Annotated in this window: 17 protein-coding genes; 13 read left to right on the forward strand and 4 right to left on the reverse strand. The window is 63.6% G+C overall.

The window, feature by feature from the left end:
- The first annotated feature begins 2 nt into the window (after positions 1 to 2).
- The gene (locus IB234_RS08860) at positions 3 to 2,156 is read left to right on the forward strand and encodes a putative bifunctional diguanylate cyclase/phosphodiesterase (protein ID WP_192316617.1); all 2,154 of its coding nucleotides are present in this window, start codon (positions 3 to 5) and stop codon (positions 2,154 to 2,156) included.
- A gap of 3 nt (positions 2,157 to 2,159) precedes the next feature.
- Here IB234_RS08860 and IB234_RS08865 read toward each other — a convergent pair whose 3' ends face one another.
- From IB234_RS08865 to IB234_RS08880, 4 genes are all read right to left on the reverse strand, one after another.
- Positions 2,160 to 3,068, reverse strand: a complete 909-nt coding sequence (locus IB234_RS08865; protein ID WP_192316619.1) for an acyltransferase — start codon at positions 3,066 to 3,068, stop codon at positions 2,160 to 2,162.
- A gap of 229 nt (positions 3,069 to 3,297) precedes the next feature.
- On the reverse strand, positions 3,298 to 5,391 hold the full coding sequence (gene pta, locus IB234_RS08870; protein WP_192316621.1) for a phosphate acetyltransferase: 2,094 nt from the start codon (positions 5,389 to 5,391) through the stop codon (positions 3,298 to 3,300).
- A gap of 20 nt (positions 5,392 to 5,411) precedes the next feature.
- Positions 5,412 to 6,599, reverse strand: a complete 1,188-nt coding sequence (locus tag IB234_RS08875; RefSeq protein ID WP_192316623.1) for an acetate kinase — start codon at positions 6,597 to 6,599, stop codon at positions 5,412 to 5,414.
- Positions 6,600 to 6,601: 2 nt separating this feature from the next.
- A complete protein-coding gene (locus IB234_RS08880) occupies positions 6,602 to 6,883 on the reverse strand; it encodes a DUF3565 domain-containing protein (RefSeq protein ID WP_192316625.1) in 282 nt (93 codons plus the stop codon).
- A gap of 14 nt (positions 6,884 to 6,897) precedes the next feature.
- Between IB234_RS08880 and IB234_RS08885 the strand changes: the two genes are divergently transcribed.
- From IB234_RS08885 to tolA, 12 genes are all read left to right on the forward strand, one after another.
- On the forward strand, positions 6,898 to 7,383 hold the full coding sequence (locus IB234_RS08885; protein ID WP_192316627.1) for an FKBP-type peptidyl-prolyl cis-trans isomerase: 486 nt from the start codon (positions 6,898 to 6,900) through the stop codon (positions 7,381 to 7,383).
- A 156-nt stretch (positions 7,384 to 7,539) separates the two neighbouring features.
- Positions 7,540 to 8,022 carry a glutathione peroxidase gene (locus IB234_RS08890; RefSeq protein WP_192316629.1) on the forward strand — a complete coding sequence of 161 codons (483 nt, stop codon included), beginning with the start codon at positions 7,540 to 7,542 and terminating at the stop codon, positions 8,020 to 8,022.
- 91 nt (positions 8,023 to 8,113) lie between these two features.
- The gene (locus IB234_RS08895) at positions 8,114 to 8,851 is read left to right on the forward strand and encodes a nitroreductase family protein (RefSeq protein WP_192316631.1); all 738 of its coding nucleotides are present in this window, start codon (positions 8,114 to 8,116) and stop codon (positions 8,849 to 8,851) included.
- Between the two features lie 66 nt (positions 8,852 to 8,917).
- The gene (locus tag IB234_RS08900; protein WP_043306900.1) at positions 8,918 to 9,523 is read left to right on the forward strand and encodes a TetR/AcrR family transcriptional regulator; all 606 of its coding nucleotides are present in this window, start codon (positions 8,918 to 8,920) and stop codon (positions 9,521 to 9,523) included.
- A 58-nt stretch (positions 9,524 to 9,581) separates the two neighbouring features.
- On the forward strand, positions 9,582 to 10,685 hold the full coding sequence (locus IB234_RS08905; protein ID WP_192316633.1) for an NADH:flavin oxidoreductase: 1,104 nt from the start codon (positions 9,582 to 9,584) through the stop codon (positions 10,683 to 10,685).
- 203 nt (positions 10,686 to 10,888) lie between these two features.
- Positions 10,889 to 11,413, forward strand: coding sequence for a crossover junction endodeoxyribonuclease RuvC (gene ruvC / locus IB234_RS08910; protein ID WP_192316635.1), 525 nt, complete (start codon positions 10,889 to 10,891; stop codon positions 11,411 to 11,413).
- A gap of 18 nt (positions 11,414 to 11,431) precedes the next feature.
- Complete coding sequence (ruvA, locus tag IB234_RS08915; protein ID WP_192316637.1) at positions 11,432 to 12,037, forward strand: Holliday junction branch migration protein RuvA; 606 nt, start codon at positions 11,432 to 11,434, stop codon at positions 12,035 to 12,037.
- 3 nt (positions 12,038 to 12,040) lie between these two features.
- Positions 12,041 to 13,090, forward strand: a complete 1,050-nt coding sequence (gene ruvB, locus IB234_RS08920; protein WP_192316639.1) for a Holliday junction branch migration DNA helicase RuvB — start codon at positions 12,041 to 12,043, stop codon at positions 13,088 to 13,090.
- A gap of 53 nt (positions 13,091 to 13,143) precedes the next feature.
- Positions 13,144 to 13,599, forward strand: a complete 456-nt coding sequence (gene ybgC / locus IB234_RS08925) for a tol-pal system-associated acyl-CoA thioesterase (protein ID WP_192316641.1) — start codon at positions 13,144 to 13,146, stop codon at positions 13,597 to 13,599.
- A gap of 31 nt (positions 13,600 to 13,630) precedes the next feature.
- Complete coding sequence (tolQ, locus tag IB234_RS08930; RefSeq protein WP_192317775.1) at positions 13,631 to 14,302, forward strand: protein TolQ; 672 nt, start codon at positions 13,631 to 13,633, stop codon at positions 14,300 to 14,302.
- 10 nt (positions 14,303 to 14,312) lie between these two features.
- Complete coding sequence (gene tolR / locus IB234_RS08935) at positions 14,313 to 14,771, forward strand: protein TolR (RefSeq protein WP_192316643.1); 459 nt, start codon at positions 14,313 to 14,315, stop codon at positions 14,769 to 14,771.
- Positions 14,771 to 15,718 carry a cell envelope integrity protein TolA gene (tolA, locus tag IB234_RS08940; RefSeq protein WP_192316645.1) on the forward strand — a complete coding sequence of 316 codons (948 nt, stop codon included), beginning with the start codon at positions 14,771 to 14,773 and terminating at the stop codon, positions 15,716 to 15,718. The genes tolR and tolA overlap by 1 nt, the downstream gene beginning before the upstream one ends.
- Positions 15,719 to 15,734 lie beyond the last annotated feature (16 nt).

The following is a 15,734-nucleotide window of genomic DNA, read 5'->3' on the forward strand; positions in this document are numbered from 1 at the left end:
GCATGGGGCAGTTGCAACTTGAGACGGAGAGGGACCAGCAGATCCTGCTGGTGGTGGATGACCGCGAGGAGAACCTGATCGCCATGGAAGCGCTGCTCGGCGACGGGCAGTGGAACGTGCGCACCGTGGACTCCGGCGAGGCGGCCCTGCGTTGCATGATGGACGAGGACGTCGGTCTGGTGCTGCTCGACGTACAGATGCCGAAGATGGACGGTTTCGAGGTGGCCCGCCTGATGCGAGGCAGCCCGCACACCCGCTATACGCCGATCATCTTTCTGTCGGCCATCGCCCACACCGAGGATTCGGTGCTGCAGGGCTACGCCATCGGCGCGGTGGATTTCATTCTCAAGCCCTTCGATCCGAAGGTGCTCAAGCACAAGATCAACGCCCTGCTGGAGCAGGAGCGGCATCGCCACGAGTTGCTGCTGCTGACCCAGCAGCTGGACAGCGAGCGGGCCTTCAACGCCTCGGTGCTGGACAATGCCTCCGAAGGCATCCTGGTGATCGACCAGAACGGCACCATCCGCTTCGCCAACCCGGCGATGGCGCAGATGCTTCACTGCGAAGTGGCGGGCCTCAAGGGTACCTCGCTGCTGTCCTACCTCAAGGCACCGGAGATGCCGGGCCAATGGCGGGACAGCGAGTTCTACCGGCACTGGCGTGCCGGCCAGACCTACCGGGTGCACGATGCGGTGCTCGGCACGCTGAGTGGAGGTTACCTGCCGGTGGCGCTTTCCTGCTCGCCGCTGCCGCAGTACCAGAACTCCATGGTGCTGATCGCCCTGGATATGTCGGTGGTGAGCAACCTGCACGCCCAGCTCGAATCGCAGGCGATTACCGACGCGCTGACCGGCTTGCACAACCGCCGCGGCTTTCACAAGGCGCTGGACTCGGCATTGTCGCGTATCGATCGCAGCGGCAAGCGCATGGCCGTGCTCTATCTGGACCTGGATGGCTTCAAACGCATCAACGACTCGCTCGGCCACGATGCCGGCGACCAGATACTGCGCAAGGTTGGCGAGCAGTTGAAGGTCTGCCTGCGCCCTTACGACATCGTGGCGCGCATGGGCGGCGATGAGTTCACCGCGCTGCTCGACAGCCTCGATCATCCCGAGGATGCGGCACGGGTGGCGGAGAAGCTGATCGAACTGGTATCGGTGCGGCACTCGCTGGACGGCGTCGACTTCACCCTGGGTGCCAGTATCGGTATCGCCTGCTACCCGGAGTGCGGGCAGACGGTAGATGGTCTGCTGCGTTCGGCCGACATGGCCATGTACGAGGCCAAGCGGGCCGGTCGCCAGCAGTACCGCTTCTTTTCGCCGGAAATGAACGGTCGGGCCCGCTCACGGCTGATGCTGGAGGAGAGCCTGCGTACGGCCATCGAGCAGGATGATTTCGTGCTGGTCTACCAGCCGCAGATCGACCTGGCCAGCGGTCGCCTGCGTGGCTTCGAGGCCCTGTTGCGCTGGGAGCACCGGGTGGCTGGCACCATCTCGCCGGGGGTGTTCATTCCGCTGCTGGAGGAGACGCGCCTGATCAACCGCCTGGGTGACTGGATCTTCAATCAGGGCATTCGCCAGTGCCGTACCTGGCAGGCAAAGTTCGGCGAGCAGTTGCTGCTCAGCATCAACGTCAGCCCGGTGCAGTTCGGCATGCCGCAGTTGGTGGATGACCTGCGCCGCATGCTGGAACAGCATCGGCTTGCGCCATCACAACTGGAAGTGGAGGTGACCGAAGGCGCGTTGATGCAGGACCTCGACACCACCCGTGAGCAGTTGCGCCAGTTGCGGGCGCTGGGGGTACGCATCGCCATCGACGATTTCGGCACCGGCTACTCGTCGCTGGCCTACCTGCGCCACTTCGAACTGGACACGCTGAAGATCGACCGCCTGTTCATTGCCAACATGCTCGATTCGCCCAAGGATGCGGCGATTGTCAGCACCATCATCGACCTCGGCCATCACCTGGGGTTGGAGGTGATCGCCGAAGGGGTGGAGACGGTGGAACAGCGCGACTGGCTGATGGCCCACCGCTGCACCACGATGCAGGGCTTCCTCGTCGCGCCGGGGCTGCCGACAGCCCGTGCCAGCAAGTTTCCACCTCGGCTGGACTGGTCCAGCTGGAAGCCGGACGAGCCGCCACTGGTGATCGGCTAGGTCTCAGGCGCGGCCCGGATATTCCTCGTGCAGGCGCCCGAGTTGGGCGTCCTTGGCCTCCCACAGCTGGTTGACCCACTGTTGGAACTGCAGGCGGTACTCCTCGTCCTGGTCGTAGTTGCGACCGATGAATTCGGCGGGAATGGCCAGTTTCTCGAAACGTACGACCACCTGGTCAAGGCGCCCACAGAGCAGGTCCCAGAAGCCCGGGTTGCCGGACGGGTAATGGATGGTGACGTTGACGATGGCGTCCAGCTGCTCGCCCATCGCATCCAGCACGAAAGCAATGCCGCCGGCCTTGGGCTTGAGCAGGTACTTGAAGGGTGACTTCTGCTGGGCGTGCTTCTGTGGGGTCAGTCGGGTGCCTTCGAGGAAGTTGAATACCGACACCGGGTTGTTCTTGTAACGCGCACAGGCCTTGCGTGTAGTGGCCAGGTCCTGTCCACGCTTCTCCGGGTGCTTGGCCAGGTATTCCTTGGTGTAGCGCTTCATGAACGGGAACTCGAGCGCCCACCAGCACAGGCCGATCACCGGCACCCAGATCAGCTCCTGCTTGAGGAAGAACTTGAGAAAAGGTACGCGTCGGTTGAGCAGGTACTGCAGCACCAAGATGTCTACCCAGCTCTGGTGATTGCTGGTGATCAGATAGGAATGGCGCAGGTCCATGCCCTGGATGCCTTCGACGTCCCAGTGGGTGTCGCGCACCTGATTCATCCAGAACTTGTTGAAGCTGATCCAGAACTCGGCGACAGCGTGCATCACGAAGCGCAGTCCGCGTTGCAAGGCTGGCACCGGCAGCAGCAGCTTGAGCAGCGCCACGATAAACAGCGGCCAGCAGCAGATCAGGGTGTTGAGGGCCAGCAGCAGGGCGCTGATGACCCCGCGCAACGGGGCGGGCAGGAAGTGCAGCATGGGCTCGAAGGGCTCCTGGTCGTGGGGCTTTCTATGTGCCCCTGTGCGGTCGAGATACCTGCAGCGATCCCATACGGCAGGTCGGTCCGGCGCCAAGGTTAACGCTTGTACACTGAACGGCAAGTGCTGTGGTTGACTATCTGGTCAAGCTCACTCTTTCCACGCCCATATACTGGCGCGCGGATTCTAGCTCAACTCGGGGGCAGTCTTGTGACTGCCCCGCACCGGATCAGCGCGCCGCCTGGATGGCGGTGAGGGCGATGGTGTAGACGATGTCGTCCACCAGCGCGCCGCGCGACAGGTCGTTCACCGGCTTGCGCAGACCTTGCAGCATGGGGCCGACGCTGACGCAGTCGGCGCTGCGCTGTACGGCCTTGTAGGTGGTGTTGCCGGTGTTCAGGTCGGGGAACACGAATACCGTTGCACGGCCGGCCACCTGGCTGTTTGGCGCCTTCTGTCGACCAACGCTGACGATGGCGGCGGCGTCGTATTGCAGTGGGCCGTCAATCAGCAGGGTCGGGTTGGCCTCGCGAGCGAGGCGGGTGGCGTCGCGCACTTTCTCTACCTCGGCGCCGCTGCCTGAGTCGCCGGTTGAATAGCTGATCATCGCCACCCGCGCCGGCACGCCGAAGGCCTCGGCGGAGGCGGCGCTCTGCAGGGCGATCTCGGCCAGCTCGGCGGCGTTGGGGTCCGGGTTCACCGCGCAGTCGCCATACACCAGCACCTGGTCCGGCAGCAGCATGAAGAACACCGAGGACACCAGCTTGTAGCCGGGCGCCGTCTTGATCAGTTGCAGGGCGGGGCGGATGGTGTTGGCGGTGGTGTGGATAGCACCGGAAACCAGGCCGTCGACTTCGTCCAAGGCCAGCATCATGGTGCCCAGCACCACGCTGTCTTCCAGCTGGGCCAGGGCCATGGGCGCATTGAGGCCCTTGCCCTTGCGCAGCTCGACCATCGGGTCGACATAGCGCTCGCGGATCAGCTCCGGATCGAGAATCTCCAGGCCATCGGGCAGCACGATGCCCTGGGCCTTGGCTACGTTGTGTACATCCTCAGGCTTGGCCAGCAGCACGCAGCGGGCGATGCCGCGGGCCTGGCAGATGGCAGCGGCCTGCACGGTGCGTGGCTCGCTGCCTTCCGGCAGGACAATGCGCTTGTTGGCCGCCTGGGCGCGGCGCACCAGTTGGTAGCGGAACGCCGGTGGTGACAGGCGCAGCTCGCGCGGGCTGCCGCAGCGTTGCTTGAGCCAGTCGTGGTCGATATGCCCGGCGACGAACTCGGTGACCTTCTCCGCGCGCTCGCGGTCGTCCACGGGGATTTCCTTGTTCATCCGGTTGAGGTTGGTCGCCGTGTCGTAGGAGCCGGTGCTCACGCTCATCACCGGTAGACCGCCCTGCAGGGCGCCCTGGCACAGTTCGAGGATGCGCGGGTCTGGCGGGAAGTCGCTGCACAGCATGAGGCCGGCCAGCGGCACGCCGTTCATCGAGGCCAGACTGGCGGCGAGGATGATGTCGTCGCGGTCGCCGGGAGTGACCACCAGCACGCCGGGCTTGAGCAGTTGTACGGTGTTGGGCACGGCGCGGGCGCACAGCACGATCTTCTGCACGCGGCGCTGCTCATAGTCGCCGGCGTTGAGGATCTGTGCACCGAGCAATTCGGCCACGTCGCGGGTGCGCGGGGCGTTCAGCTCGTCCTGCCAGGGAATGCAGCCAAGCAGGTGGAAGTTGCCGGCCCGCAGCAGGGGGGAGAGTTGGCCGAGTTGCTCGGTGAATGCCTCCACGCCGTCGGGGTGGCGCACCTTGTTGAGGATCACGCCGATCACCTTCGGATCCTGTGGGCCACCGAACAACTGGGCCTGAATCTCGATGCGGTCGGACAGTTCGGTGAGGTTCTCCGGCTCTTCGCCTTCCGGCGCTGAGACCAGGATGATCTCGGCATCCAGGCTCTTGGCCAGGTGCACGTTGACCCTTGCCGCGTAGCTGGCCTGACGGGTCGGCACCATGCCTTCGACGATCAATACATCCATGCCTGCGGAGGCCTGTTGGTGCAGACTGACTATCTCTTCCAGCAGCTCGTCAAGGTGACCATCGCCAAGCATGCGCTCGACCTGGGCCAGCGGCAGCGACTTGGGTGGCAGCAGGCCATGGGTACGGGCGATCAGTTCGCTGGAGCGTTCCGGGCCGCTATCGCCAGGATGCGGCTGGGCAATCGGCTTGAAGAAGCCGACCTTCAGCCCGGCGCGCTGCAGGGCACGTACCAGGCCGAGACTGATGGAGGTGAGGCCGACGCCGAAACCGGTGGGGGCGATGAAGAAGGTATGCATGGGCGTTCCTTGGATGGCCGTCAGGCAGTGAGCAGGGCCAGGGTGTCGAGGGCGATCTGCCGTTCCTCGTTGGTCGGCACCACCAGCACCCGTGGGTGACCGTGGGCCTGGATGGTGCCAGCGACGCCGCGGATGCAGCGGGCGTTGGCCTCTTTGTCGAGGGCGAGATTGAACAGCTTGAGGTGGGCCACCGTCTTGCTGCGGATCAATGGCGAGTTCTCGCCGATGCCGCCGGTGAAGATCAGGCCGTCCAGCTGGGGCAGGGCGCAGCTCATGGCGGCCAGCGATTTGGCCAGGCGGTAGCAGAATACTTCGATGGCCAGGGTCGCGCCGGGGTGACCCTGTTCGCGGGCCTGTTCCAGGCTGCGCATGTCGTTGGACAGACCGGACAGGCCGAGCAGGCCGCTGTCCTTGTTGAGCATGGCGTCGATCTGCTCCAGGCTCCAGCCCAGGGTACGCGCCAGGTGGCCGTGCAGGTTGGGGTCGACATCGCCGCTGCGGGTGCCCATGACCAGACCCTCCAGCGGGGTCAGGCCCATGCTGGTGTCGCGGCTCTTGCCATCGACGATGGCGCAGGTGGAGCAGCCGTTGCCCAGGTGGGCGGATAGCCAGCTGCTGTCGCCGCTGGACAGCCCTGCCATCTCCGCTGCGCGGCGGCTGACAAAGCGGTGGCTGGTGCCGTGGAAGCCGTAGCGGCGCACACCGTGCTCGCGGTACAGGTGCTCCGGCACGGCGTAGCGATAGGCGTGTTCGGGCAGGCTCTGGTGGAAGGCAGTGTCGAACACCGCCACCTGGGTGAGGTTGGGGAACAGCTTGAGCGCCGCCTCGATGCCCAGCAGGTTGGCCGGATTGTGTAGCGGCGCCAGCGGCGCGGTGGCGCGGATTGCCTGCAGGCTATGGGCGTCGATGCGGCAGGCGGCAGTGAACTGCTCGCCGCCATGCACCACGCGGTGGCCGATGCCGTGCAGCTTGCCGCCGGCGGCGCCCTGTACCAGTGGCAGCAGCTGATGCAGTGCGGCGCGGTGGTCGCCGTTCGGCAGCATCAGGCTGTCCTTCTCTCCGCCACGTTGCCAGTGCAACACGGCGTCCGGGCTGCCCAGACGCTCGGCGAGGCCGCTGAGGGTGAATTGCGAGTGGGCTTCGTTGACCAGAGCGAATTTGATCGACGAGCTACCGCAGTTGATGACCAGAATGTTGCGTGCCGGCATGGCTATTCCTTATCCACGTGTTGCGCCGATTCGGTAGCGCACCGGCCACAAGAGAAGGGCTGGCCAAGATGGCGCTGGCGTTCGATTGGATCCGTGACCCAGGCGCGATTCTGCCACGGTGGTTGGTGGCGCAGGTGCTGCGTATGGCCGCAGGACAGGTCGGCGACCCAATGGTTTTCCTCGTCCTGGTGGAAGCCCAGCAGCACCGTAGCCCGTCTGTCCGTGCCGCGGTCGCTTTCGGTCCCGGTGACGGTTAAACTTGGCCCCTTTCCATTCTCTAGCAAAAGGTTTTCCCTCCATGCTGATCGCCGCCAACAAGGCCGTGTCCATCGACTATACCCTGACCAACGATGCCGGCGAGGTGATCGACAGCTCCGCCGGCGGTGCTCCGCTGGTATACCTGCAGGGTGCTGGCAACATCATCGTCGGCCTGGAGAAGGCACTCGAAGGCAAGCAGGCCGGTGACGAGCTGAGCGTGGCCATCGAGCCGGCTGATGCCTATGGCGAGTACAGCGCCGAGCTGGTTGCCACCCTGAACCGCAGCATGTTCGAAGGCGTCGATGAGCTGGAAGTGGGCATGCAGTTCCATGCTTCCGGTCCGGACGGCGGTATGCAGATTGTCACCATCCGCGATATCGAAGGCGACGACGTGATCGTCGACGGCAACCATCCGCTGGCCGGCCAGCGCCTGAACTTCCAGGTCAAGGTCGTCAGCGTGCGTGAAGCCAGTGCCGAAGAAGTGGCCCATGGCCACATCCATGGCGAAGGTGGTCATCACCACTGATCTGCGAGCTGCTCAGGCAGCTCGTTCGGCTGGTTGACCATTGCGCAATACGACTTATGGTCGTTCCAAGCTGTGCAGCGGCTGCTAAGCTGATCTAACCGAAAAGGCGCCCACGGGCGCCTTTTTCGTCACCCGCGCATGCTCAAGGAGTTTGTCATGAGTGCCTTTCACGATCTCAATCTGCGCGCGCTGGATGGCCAGGATCTGCCTCTGGCGCCCTACAAGGGTCAACTGGTACTGGTGGTCAACGTGGCCTCCAAGTGCGGCTTGACTCCGCAGTACGCTGGCCTCGAAGCGCTGCACAAGCAGTACCACGCGCGGGGCTTCACCGTCCTTGGTCTGCCGTGCAACCAGTTCGCTGGCCAGGAGCCGGGCAGCGAGGACGAGATCCGCGAGTTCTGCAGCCTCAACTATGGCGTGACCTTCCCGCTGGGTAGCAAGCTCGAAGTCAATGGCCCAGGCCGCCACCCACTTTACCGCCTGCTGGCGGGCGAGGGCGCCGAGTTCCCCGGCGATATCACCTGGAACTTCGAGAAGTTTCTGGTCGGCCGCGATGGTCGAGTACTGGCGCGCTTCTCGCCGCGCACCGCGCCAGATGATCCCGCGCTGATCCTGGCCATCGAAAAAGCCCTAGGCTGATTGCGCCAATCCTCCGGCCGATTGTCACCGGCCGTATTGCCCCCTCGGCGTCCCGATAGCCTAATCGGAGCACCTGCCGAGGAGGCCTCATATGACCAGCTTCTCCCCCGACGATCTCAGTCCCACGACCTCACCCCAGGCACTGCGTGCGCTGATCGAGAGCCGCCGTGCGGTGCGTCGCTTCCTGCCCGAGCCGGTGCCGGACGAGGTGATCCGCGACTGCCTGGAGCTGGCCGTGCTTGCGCCCAACTCCTGCAACCTGCAGCCCTGGAGCTTCCAGGCGATTCGTGATCCGGCCCTGCTGGCCCGGCTGCACCCGGTGTGCATGAGCCAGAATGCGGCGAAGGCGCCTTTGATCATCGCTGTGCTAGCCCGTCCGGATACCTGGAAACAGGCCTGCAGCAACATCGTGGAGTATTGGCCGGAGCCCGAGGTGCCGGGGCGGATCCGTAGTTTCTACGCCAAGACCGCGCCTTTCCAGTACAACCAGGGCCCTCTGGGCCTGCTTGGCCTGTTCAAGCGTCAGCTGGTGCGCCTGGCAGCGTTGCGCAAGCCGCTGATGCGCACTCCCAACAGCAAGGCCGACATGCGTCTCTGGGCCGTGAAATCGACTGCGCTGGCCTCGGAAAACCTAATGCTGGCCTTCCAGAGCCATGGTTATGCGACCTGCCCGATGGAGGGCTTCGACGAGGTGCGCCTGCGTCAGGTGCTGGACATCCCGCGTGCAGCTATCCCGATCATGCTCCTGGCGGTCGGGCGCCAAGGTGAGAAGGGTGTGTACAACCCGCGACTGCGCTTTCCCCTGGAGCAGCACGTCACCTGGCTGTAGCGACCAGCGTTCTAGCCTTTAATCACCAGAATCAATAGTGCTGTTCAGGGCGAGACGACCGGTCATATGCTGCGCGCCATGAACAGCAGCATCCGACTCGACAAGCGTGACCTGATCCTGGCCAAGGGCTCGGAGGTGATGACGCGCCGTGGCTACCATGGCACTGGCGTGATGGAGATCGTCCAGGCCGCCGGCATCCCCAAGGGCAGCTTCTATCACTACTTCGCCAGTAAGGAAGACTTCGCCCTGCAGGCCCTGGAGTTCGTCTACCAGCCGCGCCTGCTGCGCTACACCGAGGCCCTGGGCAATTCGGCGCTGAGCCCCAGCGCGCGCATCCTCGGCTACTACCGAGAGCTGCTGGCGCATTTCTCGCGTCAGGAGCAGCCCGAGTGCCATTGCTTCATCGGCAGTCTGAGCTTCGAGATGAGCGAAGTCCTGCCGGCCATTGGTGCCGAAGTGGAACGCATCCAGCAGGCCTCGGTGGACATCCTGCGTGACTGTCTGGAGCAGGCGCGCGCCGCCGGTGAGCTAGCCGCCGACGAGGATTGCGAGAACCTGGCGACCTTCATTTCCAACGCCTGGCAGGGCGTGCTGGCGCGCCTCAAGGTCGGCCGCAGCCTGCAGCCGCTGGAAGCCTTCATTCACCGTCTGGAGCTGCTGTTGCGGCCCTGATCCCTTTTTTGCCTATCGACGAGACGACCGGTCAGTTGGCCGGCCCCAAGGAGAATCCATGACCGTTAAAGCCCTGTTCGAACCCTTCCGCCTGGGTAACCTGGAGCTGCCGACCCGCGTGGTGATGGCACCGATGACCCGCTCCTTCTCCCCGGGCGGCGTACCGGGCGCCCAGGTGGTCGAGTACTACCGTCGCCGCGCCGCGGCCGGCGTTGGCCTGATCGTCACCGAGGGCACCACTGTCGGTCACAAGGCCGCCAACGGCTACCCGCACGTGCCGCGCTTCTACGGTGAAGACGCCCTGGCCGGCTGGAAAGAGGTGGTCGACGCGGTGCACGCCGAAGGCGGCAAGATCGTTCCGCAGCTGTGGCACGTGGGCAACGTACGCAAGGCCGGCACCGAGCCGGACGCCAGCGTGCCGGGCTTCGGCCCGAGCGAGAAGGTCAAGGAAGGCAATGTCGTGGTTCACGGCATGACCAAGCAGGACATCGAAGAAGTGATCGCCGCCTTCGCCCAGGCCGCCCGCGACGCCAAGGCCATCGGCATGGACGGCGTGGAAATCCACGGCGCCCACGGTTATCTGGTCGACCAGTTCTTCTGGGAAGGCAGCAACAAGCGCACCGACGAATACGGTGGCGACCTGGCCCAGCGTTCGCGCTTCGCCATCGAGCTGATCCAGGCCGTGCGCGCTGCTGTTGGCCCGGACTTCCCGATCATCTTCCGCTTCTCGCAGTGGAAGCAGCAGGACTACACCGCACGTCTGGTACAGACCGCCGAAGAGCTGGGCGCTTTCCTCAAGCCGCTGGCCGACGCTGGCGTGGATATCTTCCACTGCTCGACCCGCCGCTTCTGGGAGCCGGAGTTCGACGGTAGCGACCTGAACCTGGCCGGCTGGACCCGCCAGCTGACCGGCAAGCCGACCATCACCGTGGGCAGCGTCGGCCTGGACGGCGAGTTCCTGCAGTTCATGGTCAACACCGACAAGGTGGCCGAGCCGGCCAGCCTGGAAAATCTGCTGGAGCGCCTGAACAAGCAGGAGTTTGACTTGGTGGCTGTGGGCCGCGCCCTGCTGGTCGACCCGGACTGGGCGGTGAAGGTGCGCGATGGCCGCGAGAGCGACATCCTGCCGTTCAGCCGCGAGGCGCTGAAGCAACTGGTCTGATAAGACAGGTGCGATGACAAGGCCCGGTGGAGTGATAGCTCCACCGGGCCTTGTCGCATGTGAGTCCTGGCAATGCGTTCTCCTCCGGTTTCTTTCGTCACCTGCGACTGTCAGCCTTTTTTATGGCTGAGCCGCTCCGTATACTTCCGGCTGGATAAATAGACAGTGTGTCGGCTCGGCCTGACCACGGAGCGAAGCGCTGCATGACCCTGATCCTTGGCATCGACCCCGGCTCGCGCATTACCGGCTACGGTGTGGTGCGCGACACCGGGCGTGGCTGTGAGTACGTTGCCTCCGGCTGCATACGCACCGGTGACGGCGATCTGGCCAGCCGGCTGCAAGTGGTTTTTCGCGGTGTCAGCGAGGTGATTCGCCTGCATGGCCCGGTGACCATGGGCATCGAGCAGGTGTTCATGGCCAAGAACGCCGACTCGGCGCTCAAGCTTGGCCAGGCTCGCGGAGCGGCCATCGTCGCCGGCATCGAGTCGGGTCTGGATGTCAGCGAGTACACCGCCAGCCAGGTCAAACAGGCCATCGCCGGTACCGGTGGCGCGGACAAACAGCAGGTGCAGATGATGGTGATGCATCTGCTCAAACTGGTGCAGAAGCCGCAGATCGATGCGTCCGACGCGCTGGCCATTGCTCTCTGTCACGCTCATCACCGACAGAGCCTGATTCCCCATGGCCTGCTTGGCGCCAAGCGGCGTAGCGGTCGGTTGCGCCTGTAAACAGAAGGAAACACTTTCGTGATCGGACGCCTGAAGGGCACCCTGGCGGAAAAGCAGCCGCCGCACTTGATCCTCGATGTCAACGGCGTCGGCTATGAGTTGGAAGTGCCGATGACCACTCTTTACCGCCTGCCTGCGGTTGGGCAGCCAGTGACGTTGCACACCCATCTGGTCGTGCGCGAGGACGCTCATCTGCTCTACGGGTTCGCCGAGAAGCGCGAGCGAGAGCTGTTCCGTGAGCTGATCCGGCTCAACGGCGTCGGCCCCAAGCTGGCCCTGGCGCTGATGTCCGGTCTGGAGGTCGATGAGCTGGTGCGTTGTGTGCAAGCTCAGGATACCTCGACCCTGGTGAAGATCCCCGGCGTCGGCAAGAAGACTGCCGAGCGCCTGCTGGTGGAGCTCAAGGATCGCTTCAAGGCCTGGGAAAGCATGCCGTCCATCGCGCCACTGGTGGTGGAACCTCGCGCAGGCGTGGCAGTCTCAAGCGCCGAGAGCGACGCCGTGAGCGCGCTGATCTCCCTCGGCTTCAAGCCGCAGGAGGCCAGCAAAGCCGTTGCGGCTGTCCAGGAAGAAGGGCTGTCCAGCGAAGAGCTGATCCGCCGTGCCCTGAAAGGAATGGTGTAGGAAGTGATAGACGCCGACCGCCTGATAACTGCCAGCAGTCGCGACCGCGACGAACAGCTGGACCGCGCCATTCGCCCGCTCAAGCTGGCCGAATATGTCGGCCAGCCGGTGGTGCGCGAGCAGATGGAGTTGTTCATTCAGGCCGCCAAGAACCGCCAGGAGGCGCTGGATCACACGCTGATATTCGGTCCGCCCGGACTGGGCAAGACCACTCTGGCCAATATCATCGCCCAGGAGATGGGGGTATCGATCAAGAGCACGTCGGGGCCAGTGCTGGAGCGTCCGGGCGATCTGGCCGCGCTGCTGACCAATCTGGAGGCTGGCGATGTGCTTTTCGTTGATGAGATCCACCGTCTCTCGCCCGTTGTCGAGGAAGTGCTGTACCCGGCGATGGAAGACTTCCAGCTCGATATCATGATTGGCGAGGGTCCGGCTGCACGCTCGATCAAGCTTGACCTGCCGCCCTTCACCCTGGTCGGCGCCACTACCCGCGCGGGGATGCTGACCAACCCTTTGCGTGATCGCTTCGGCATCGTCCAGCGTCTGGAGTTCTATTCCAGCGAAGATCTGGCGACCATCGTCAGTCGCTCGGCAGGGATTCTCGGTTTGCCCATCGACCCCGAGGGTGCCTTCGAGATCGCGCGGCGCGCCCGTGGCACCCCGCGTATTGCCAACCGTCTGCTGCGCCGTGTGCGTGACTTTGCCGAGGTCCGTGCCAGCGGGCAGATCAGCCGAGGCATCGCCGATCAGGCACTGAACATGCTGGATGTCGACGAACGTGGCTTCGACCACCAGGACCGGCGTCTACTGCTGGCGATGATCGACAAGTTCGACGGCGGGCCGGTCGGTATCGACAACCTGGCGGCCGCTATCGGTGAAGAGCGCGGAACCATCGAGGATGTGCTCGAGCCTTATCTGATCCAGCAGGGCTACATCATGCGTACGCCGCGGGGTAGGGTGGTCACGCGGCATGCCTACCTGCACTTCGGCCTCAACCTGCCGAAGCGTCTCAGCGATGCCCCGATGGCAGATCTCTTCGGCGGCGATGAATAGTTGCAAAACAACGGCTTGCCCGGATTGGCAAGGCTAGGAGTAAACACTAGAGTATGCGCGCGCAAAACGAGGCCAGGCCTTTCGCTCTCAAGAGTCGGGTGTATTACGAAGATACCGACGCCGGCGGCATCGTCTATTACGTCAACTACCTCAAGTTCATGGAGCGGGCTCGTACCGAGTGTCTGCGCAGTCTGGGCTTTGCCCAGTCGCAGCTGGTCGACGAGAACCTTCTGTTCGTCGTGCACTCCGCCGAGGCGCGCTACCACGCGCCTGCCCGGCTGGACGACGAGCTTTTTATCACTGCCGAGGTAATGGAGTTGAACCGTGCCAGCCTGCGCTTCCGTCAACAGGTACGGCGGGCAACGGATGAGGTGCTGCTCTGCGAGGGGCAGTTCGTGGTGGCCTGCGTGCGGGCCGACAATTTGAAGCCCCGTGCCATCCCTGAAACGCTGCGCACAGCGTTCGCGGCGGGCATGGGCCAAGTCACAGCAGGATCGGTAGGAGAGTAGCGTGGAAGCAACAGCCAACGCCGTTGACCATATGTCGATGTGGAGCCTGATCAGCAACGCCAGTCTGGTGGTGCAGCTGGTCATGTTGACCCTGGTGGCCGCCTCGGTGGTGTCCTGGATCATGATTTTCCAGCGCAGCACTATGTTGCGAGCGGCGAAGAAGTCTCTGGAAGTCTTCGAAGAGCGCTTCTGGTCGGGCATCGACCTGTCCAAGCTGTATCGTCAGGCCGGCAGCAATCCGGACCCGGACTGCGGCGTCGAGCAGATCTTCCGTGCCGGCTTCAAGGAGTTCTCCCGTCTGCGCCAGCAGCCGGGTGTCGATCCTGATGCGGTGATGGACGGAGTCGCACGTGCCATGCGTGTGGCTATCTCGCGTGAGGAAGAGAAGCTCGAGCAGAGCCTGCCATTCCTCGCCACTGTCGGCTCCACCAGCCCGTACATCGGCCTGTTCGGTACCGTCTGGGGCATCATGAACTCCTTCCGCGGCTTGGCTCAGGTGCAGCAGGCGACGCTGGCGACCGTAGCTCCGGGTATCGCTGAGGCGCTGATCGCTACCGCAATCGGCCTGTTCGCCGCTATTCCGGCGGTGATCGCCTACAACCGCTTCTCGGCGCAAGGCGATCGCCTGATTGGTCGTTACTACACCTTTGCCGACGAGTTCCAGGCGATTCTGCACCGCAAAGTGCACACCAGCGAGGACTGAGGCTTAGCCCATGGCCAGAATTCGCAACAGACGCAAGCCGGTCGCCGAGATGAACGTCGTGCCTTACATCGACGTGATGCTGGTGCTGCTGGTGATCTTCATGGTGACCGCGCCGATGCTCAACCAGGGCGTCAAGGTCGACTTGCCTAAGGTTTCCAGCGAGGCGTTGCCGCAGGACAACGATTCCCGCGTGCTGACCATCTCGATCAAGGCCGACAAGACCTACTACTGGAACATGGGCGAGGAGGTCGATCCGGACCAAGGCAAGGCCAGCGAGACCGCGACCGAACTGCCAGCGTTGGTACAGACGGTCAGTGCGATCATGAATCAGAACGCCGGTCAGGGTAAGAAGGTCCAGGTTTTCGTTCGCGGCGACAAGGCGGTCGATTACGGTTCCGTGATGGCGGTGATGGGCGGCCTGCAGCAGGCCGGCGTCGGTAACGTCGGGCTGATCACCGAGGCGCCCTGATGCAGCAGAAGAGCGTTCGCTCCTCCTCGGAAAGTTACTTCTGGCCGACCGTATGGGCGGTGGCCATTCATGTGCTGCTGTTCGCCATGCTGTTCGTCAGCTTTCACTTCGCGCCCGAGCTGCCACCGGCCAAGCCTATCGTCCAGGCTACGCTGTATCAGCTGAAATCGCAGAGCAAGGCGATCACCCAGACCACCCAGAAGATTGCTGGTGAGGCCGAGAAGACCAAGGCCCGCCAGTATGAGGTGGAGCAGATGGAGACCAAGAAGGAAGAGCAGCAGAAGCAGGAAGCGGCGGAACAAAAGAAAGCCGAGGCGGCCAAACAGGCTGAGGTGGCGAAGAAGCAGGCCGAAGCCAAGAAAGCCGAGGAGGCGAAGAAGGCTGAGCAGAAGAAGCAGGCCGATATCGCCAAGAAGAAAGCTGAGGACGATAAGAAGAAAGCTGCTGAGGAGGCCAAGAAAAAGGCTGCCGAAGCTGCCAAGAAGAAAGCAGCGGAAGAGGCCAAGAAGAAGGCCGCTGCCGAAGCTGCCAAGAAGAAGGCGCAGGAAGCTGCGCGCAAGGCGGCGGACGACAAGAAGGCGCAGGCCCTGGCGGAGCTTCTGGGTGATACCACCGAGCGGCAACAGGCCTTGGCGGAGACGCAGGGAGATCAGGTTGCCGGCAACTTCGATGATTTGATTCGGCGTTATGTGTCGGAGGGCTGGAGTCGTCCGCCATCCGCGCGTAACGGTATGACCGTGGTGGTACAGATCAATATGTTGCCTGATGGCACCATTACCAACGCGACTGTGGCTCGTTCCAGTGGCGATGCAGCGTTCGACAGTTCGGCGGTGACCGCCGTGCGTAACGTCGGCAAAGTGACAGAAATGCAGGGCTTGAGTCCGAGTGATTTCAATCCCTACCGTTCGTTCAAGATGACCTTTACACCAGAGGACCTGGACCTGTGATCAATCTGTTTCGAGG

Source organism: Pseudomonas sp. PDM16, assembly GCF_014851865.1.
Classification (GTDB): Bacteria; Pseudomonadota; Gammaproteobacteria; order Pseudomonadales; family Pseudomonadaceae; genus Aquipseudomonas.

Excerpts from the sequence above, each read along its gene's own strand:
- IB234_RS08860 (WP_192316617.1), top strand. The coding sequence starts at position 3 with ATGGGGCAGTTGCAACTTGAGACGGAGAGGGACCAGCAGATCCTGCTG.
- IB234_RS08865 (WP_192316619.1), bottom strand. The coding sequence starts at position 3,068 with ATGCTGCACTTCCTGCCCGCCCCGTTGCGCGGGGTCATCAGCGCCCTG.
- pta (WP_192316621.1), bottom strand. The coding sequence starts at position 5,391 with ATGCATACCTTCTTCATCGCCCCCACCGGTTTCGGCGTCGGCCTCACC.
- IB234_RS08875 (WP_192316623.1), bottom strand. The coding sequence starts at position 6,599 with ATGCCGGCACGCAACATTCTGGTCATCAACTGCGGTAGCTCGTCGATC.
- IB234_RS08885 (WP_192316627.1), top strand. The coding sequence starts at position 6,898 with ATGCTGATCGCCGCCAACAAGGCCGTGTCCATCGACTATACCCTGACC.
- IB234_RS08890 (WP_192316629.1), top strand. The coding sequence starts at position 7,540 with ATGAGTGCCTTTCACGATCTCAATCTGCGCGCGCTGGATGGCCAGGAT.
- IB234_RS08895 (WP_192316631.1), top strand. The coding sequence starts at position 8,114 with ATGACCAGCTTCTCCCCCGACGATCTCAGTCCCACGACCTCACCCCAG.
- IB234_RS08900 (WP_043306900.1), top strand. The coding sequence starts at position 8,918 with ATGCTGCGCGCCATGAACAGCAGCATCCGACTCGACAAGCGTGACCTG.
- IB234_RS08905 (WP_192316633.1), top strand. The coding sequence starts at position 9,582 with ATGACCGTTAAAGCCCTGTTCGAACCCTTCCGCCTGGGTAACCTGGAG.
- ruvC (WP_192316635.1), top strand. The coding sequence starts at position 10,889 with ATGACCCTGATCCTTGGCATCGACCCCGGCTCGCGCATTACCGGCTAC.
- ybgC (WP_192316641.1), top strand. The coding sequence starts at position 13,144 with ATGCGCGCGCAAAACGAGGCCAGGCCTTTCGCTCTCAAGAGTCGGGTG.
- tolQ (WP_192317775.1), top strand. The coding sequence starts at position 13,631 with ATGTCGATGTGGAGCCTGATCAGCAACGCCAGTCTGGTGGTGCAGCTG.
- tolR (WP_192316643.1), top strand. The coding sequence starts at position 14,313 with ATGGCCAGAATTCGCAACAGACGCAAGCCGGTCGCCGAGATGAACGTC.
- tolA (WP_192316645.1), top strand. The coding sequence starts at position 14,771 with ATGCAGCAGAAGAGCGTTCGCTCCTCCTCGGAAAGTTACTTCTGGCCG.